This window comes from Mucilaginibacter sp. (assembly GCF_036383575.1).
Taxonomy (GTDB): domain Bacteria; phylum Bacteroidota; class Bacteroidia; order Sphingobacteriales; family Sphingobacteriaceae; genus Mucilaginibacter.
Window position 1 is genome coordinate 1 of record NZ_DASVOB010000518.1, and the last position, 3,941, is coordinate 3,941.

Annotated in this window: 7 protein-coding genes; 5 read left to right on the plus strand and 2 right to left on the minus strand. The window is 45.8% G+C overall.

Annotation, left to right across the window (positions count from 1 at the left end):
• From VF500_RS18295 to VF500_RS18315, 5 genes are all read left to right on the plus strand, one after another.
• A partial coding sequence (locus VF500_RS18295; RefSeq protein WP_330861062.1) for a Rieske 2Fe-2S domain-containing protein occupies positions 1-342 on the plus strand: 342 nt, incomplete at its 5' end.
• Positions 332-796, plus strand: a complete 465-nt coding sequence (locus VF500_RS18300) for a hypothetical protein (RefSeq protein WP_330861063.1) — start codon at positions 332-334, stop codon at positions 794-796. The genes VF500_RS18295 and VF500_RS18300, both read left to right, overlap by 11 nt.
• The gene (locus tag VF500_RS18305) at positions 777-1,148 is read left to right on the plus strand and encodes an STAS/SEC14 domain-containing protein (RefSeq protein WP_330861064.1); all 372 of its coding nucleotides are present in this window, start codon (positions 777-779) and stop codon (positions 1,146-1,148) included. Before VF500_RS18300 ends, VF500_RS18305 begins: the two co-directional genes overlap by 20 nt.
• Positions 1,145-2,191 carry a glycoside hydrolase family 130 protein gene (locus VF500_RS18310; RefSeq protein WP_330861065.1) on the plus strand — a complete coding sequence of 349 codons (1,047 nt, stop codon included), beginning with the start codon at positions 1,145-1,147 and terminating at the stop codon, positions 2,189-2,191. Before VF500_RS18305 ends, VF500_RS18310 begins: the two co-directional genes overlap by 4 nt.
• Before the next feature lie 376 nt (positions 2,192-2,567).
• Entirely contained in the window at positions 2,568-2,714 is a 147-nt protein-coding gene (locus tag VF500_RS18315) for a hypothetical protein (protein ID WP_330861066.1), read from the plus strand.
• A gap of 115 nt (positions 2,715-2,829) precedes the next feature.
• Here the strand turns inward: VF500_RS18315 and VF500_RS18320 are convergent, their stop codons facing one another.
• Both VF500_RS18320 and VF500_RS18325 read right to left on the minus strand, forming a co-directional pair.
• On the minus strand, positions 2,830-2,988 hold the full coding sequence (locus VF500_RS18320) for a lmo0937 family membrane protein (RefSeq protein ID WP_330861067.1): 159 nt from the start codon (positions 2,986-2,988) through the stop codon (positions 2,830-2,832).
• 20 nt (positions 2,989-3,008) lie between these two features.
• The coding region (locus tag VF500_RS18325) for a DUF892 family protein (RefSeq protein WP_330861068.1) at positions 3,009-3,941 on the minus strand (933 nt) is incomplete at its 5' end.

Consider the following 3,941-nt stretch of genomic DNA (forward strand, 5'->3'; position numbering starts at 1 on the left):
GATGGCTTCAGCGAATTTGTTAAGGAGAACAGCGATGTGGCCTATCATTTTGTGGCCGACCGCGTGGGGATCCATGAAACAGATTCTTTAAAAAGATTACGGCCCGGAACCGGAAAAGTAGTTGAGGTAGAAGGCGAAAAAATTGCCGCCTATCGGGATGATCAGGGGAATATTCACGCGCTCAGCCCGGTTTGTACGCATGCCGCATGTATCGTAAACTGGAACGCTGAAGAAAAAAGCTGGGATTGCCCCTGCCACGGAGCCCGCTATGATATTGATGGAAATGTATTGACCGGGCCGGCAACCAGAAACTTACCTAAGATCAACAATCATGAAAGCTAAAGAAATATTAGCCGGAGGCATTACGGGCACTACATTCATGACCTTGTTCAGCTACCTCGTTTCGCTGGCAGATGGCGAAAACTTTAGCGAACCGGAGCGTCTTGGCCAATTGGTTGGCCGCCTTGTACCGAAACTGGACAAGCAGCAGAGCCAGGCTTTAGGCTGGCTGGGCCATTATGGCGTGGGCCTGCTATTTGCTTTAGTGTATGTTGAGCTCTGGCGGCGTGGAAAATTAAAACCTGATCTGAAAACTAATCTTTGGCTGGGTGGCTTAAGCGGTTTGCTGGCTGTGGCTGTCTGGAAAACCACTTTTAAAATGCACCCGCTGCCACCATCACTCAGTTTTAGTAAATATTACCTGCAACTTATTCCGGCACACGTTGTATTTGCCGTTTTCGCCGGGATTGGGTACCAAATATTAAAAAAATCAAATTATGTTACAGATCATCAATAATCTCCCGCCACATGTAGTGGGTATCCGTGCCAGCGGCGAAGTGAACAGCCAGGATATGGAAACCGTACTGCTACCTGAAATAAATAAGTTGGTGAATAGGCAGGGCAAAATCAATTATCTTTTAGTGTTGGATACAGGTGTACAGAATTTTACACTGGCGGCCTGGTGGGATGATCTGAAACTCGGCCTTAAAAACTTTACGAACTGGCACCGCATTGCCATAGTCACCGATCAGAAAGGCGTGGAGTGGTTTACCGATATTTTCAGGTTCATGGTACCCGGTAATTCCCGCGGGTTTTCACATGATCAGTTGGAAGAGGCAAAGAACTGGATAAGTCAAACTGAGGTATGAAAGATTTGGCCCGGCGTTTTTCCGAAAATCCGTTATTGTTACCCAAAGACCTGCACCCAAGTGCGCCAGGTTTACAAATTATCAGCCTGCTTAATCCCGGAGTATTTCAATTTGACGGAAAGACCTGGCTCCTTGTAAGGGTAGCCGAAGGTGTGGCGCAAAAAGAAGGTGTACTCTTTTTTCCGGCATTGAACGCGACGGGAAATACGGAGATCATTAAGGTGCCTCTGAACGATCCCAATCTGATTGCAACTGACGCTCGGGTCATCAACTATAAAGGGCTGGATTATCTTACTACTGTTTCGCATTTACGATTATTGTATAGCGATGATGGTATACATTTCAGCGAACCCGAACGTAATGCTTCTTTATTCGGGCAGGGCTATTTGGAAAGATTTGGCATAGAAGATTGCCGGGTGAGCCAGATAGGTGATACTTATTATCTGACCTATACGGCAGTATCAGACAGCGGTGTTGGCGTAGGATTGCGAACCACTAAAGACTGGCAAGAATTTGAATCCGGCGGAATGATCCTGCCACCCCACAATAAGGATTGCGCAATGTTTGAAGAGAAGATAGGCGGTAAATATTATTGCCTTCACCGGCCCAGTAGTAAAGAGATTGGCGGGAACTATATCTGGCTGGCGGAATCAACTGATGGGCGGCATTGGGGCAATCACCAGTGCCTGATCAAAACCCGGCCCGGTTTATGGGATAGCGCACGTGTAGGCGCGGGAGCGGCACCAATCCGCACTGATCAGGGTTGGCTGGAAATTTATCATGGTGCAAATGCAGAACATCAGTATTGTTTGGGCGCTTTTTTGATGGATATTAATGATCCTTCAAAAGTCATTTCACGAACAGCTGAACCGATCATGGTGCCTACTGAATCTTATGAATTAAGCGGTTTTTTTGGTTATGTGGTATTTACCAATGGACATATAATAAATGGAGATCAGCTGACTATTTATTATGGCGCAGCAGATGAGTTTGTCTGTGGTGCACATTTTTCGATCAGTGAAATCTTGACTAAACTCAGCTAGAGAAAAAACAACTAAAATAAAAAGCCTTAACCAAATCTTTAAAATAATTGAAACATTTCTGATAGTTGTCAGTTGCCTTAAATATACTCCTACACTTCCCTGCCTGCGACCGGCGGTGGGAAGGTGCTTGCGGGCCGCATGGCCGTTTGATCACCCGGTCGTAATTGCCGCGAACATGAAATTGCAGCTGACCGCAGGACTATTGGATTTTTTGACCAGTCAAGGTTACCGGTATTGTTTTTCGCGGACAACATTAAGCGGGTCTGATGACGATAAGGTTACGATTACATTAACTCCGGTTCATTCACAACCCAAAATACGCCACCTTCCAAAGGCTTATAATACACATTCTTGCATCAACAATGAGCCCCGGCAAATGGCAGCAGGATTAGATGATGTATTGATCCTGATTGAACTAAAGCGCGACGTATTGATTGCTTATTTCAATTATATGATATCACCTCGCACTGAAAACGTTTCACTAACTGATTCAAAGCCTCCTTTAATGTACATTCAGAAATGAGTCGTTGATTAAGTTCCTGTTCTAAGATTAATTGTTTTAGAACGGAAAGTTGCCGGAATCGCTGATAGTTAAAAGCCCGGTTTACATGGCAAACCGGGCGCTATGATTATACTGATTATACTACTGTAGTGTCCTTTCTCAGGAAGCCCAATATCAGGGAAATCAGCGCAATGACCAGTAAAATATGTATTAGACTGCCTGCTGCATAGGCAAAAGTTCCAATAGCCCATCCTATGATAAGGATAACCGCTATGATGTACAAAATTGATCTCATGTTTGTGTTTTTTTAGATAATTAATCCTTAGCTTGTTCAGTAATCGCATTATAGTTAGCTTGCCCCTCGGCAATCTCAGTTAAATTGGCATCAGCTGTTTTTTCTTCGTCCAGCGTCAACACAAACAATTCGGCCAGCTCATAGTAGCCCAACGTTTTAGCTAAGGCAACCATACCGCCGTATGAGGCGATCTCGTAATGCTCGGCCTTTTGACCGGCAAAGATCAACCCCACATCACGCTGTGCAGTGCCCTTTTCTGTTGCGCTAATAATATCGTCGCCTTCATCAACAATCCCTGCCATAGCTTCGCATTTGCGGCTTTCCGGTTCCAGGCCCAAGATGGCAAAAGCTTGTTCCAAACGGGTCACATGACTTTCAGTTTCCGCCAGGTGTTGTTCAAAAGCATTTTTTAATTCAATTGAGGTGGCAGCTTCAGCCATATCCGGCAAGGTATCCACCAGTTCACGTTCTGCCCAAAGCAGGTCCTTGAGTTCATTCACAAAAAACTCCATCAGTTTAGAGTTGCCGCTGCCAGCTTCCTGTGCTTCCTGCCATTCTTCTTCCTGCTCAACACTTTCGGGTTCCGGTGCATAAGCCGCCTGGCTCTGATATTCCCCGGCCGCGCCTTCGTATGATGGTTGCGCGGTGAATTCGTTAGCAGCCGTTGAATAACCCTGTCCGTTGTTTGCGGCCGATCTGGTATCATCAATATCATCGTCATCTGCGTCATCAGATGCCTCTACCTGGTCGCGTAAAGATTTAATCAGGTCATGCCCTTCGTTAATGCCTTGCTGTTGCCTCTGCAAAACCTGCGTCAGCTCGAAATCAAGCTCATTCTCCGGATCCAGTGCATCTTGGTAAGCAGTTTTAGCAGCATCTTCGCCGCGTTCACATTCGTTTAGTACGGCTAAGAGATCATGGCCTGTAAAAGTGGCCTTAATGTCTATCCAGGC

Coding starts and splice junctions, on each gene's coding strand:
- VF500_RS18315 (WP_330861066.1), top strand. CDS start 2,568: ATGGCAGCAGGATTAGATGATGTATTGATCCTGATTGAACTAAAGCGC.
- VF500_RS18310 (WP_330861065.1), top strand. CDS start 1,145: ATGAAAGATTTGGCCCGGCGTTTTTCCGAAAATCCGTTATTGTTACCC.
- VF500_RS18305 (WP_330861064.1), top strand. CDS start 777: ATGTTACAGATCATCAATAATCTCCCGCCACATGTAGTGGGTATCCGT.
- VF500_RS18320 (WP_330861067.1), bottom strand. CDS start 2,988: ATGAGATCAATTTTGTACATCATAGCGGTTATCCTTATCATAGGATGG.
- VF500_RS18300 (WP_330861063.1), top strand. CDS start 332: ATGAAAGCTAAAGAAATATTAGCCGGAGGCATTACGGGCACTACATTC.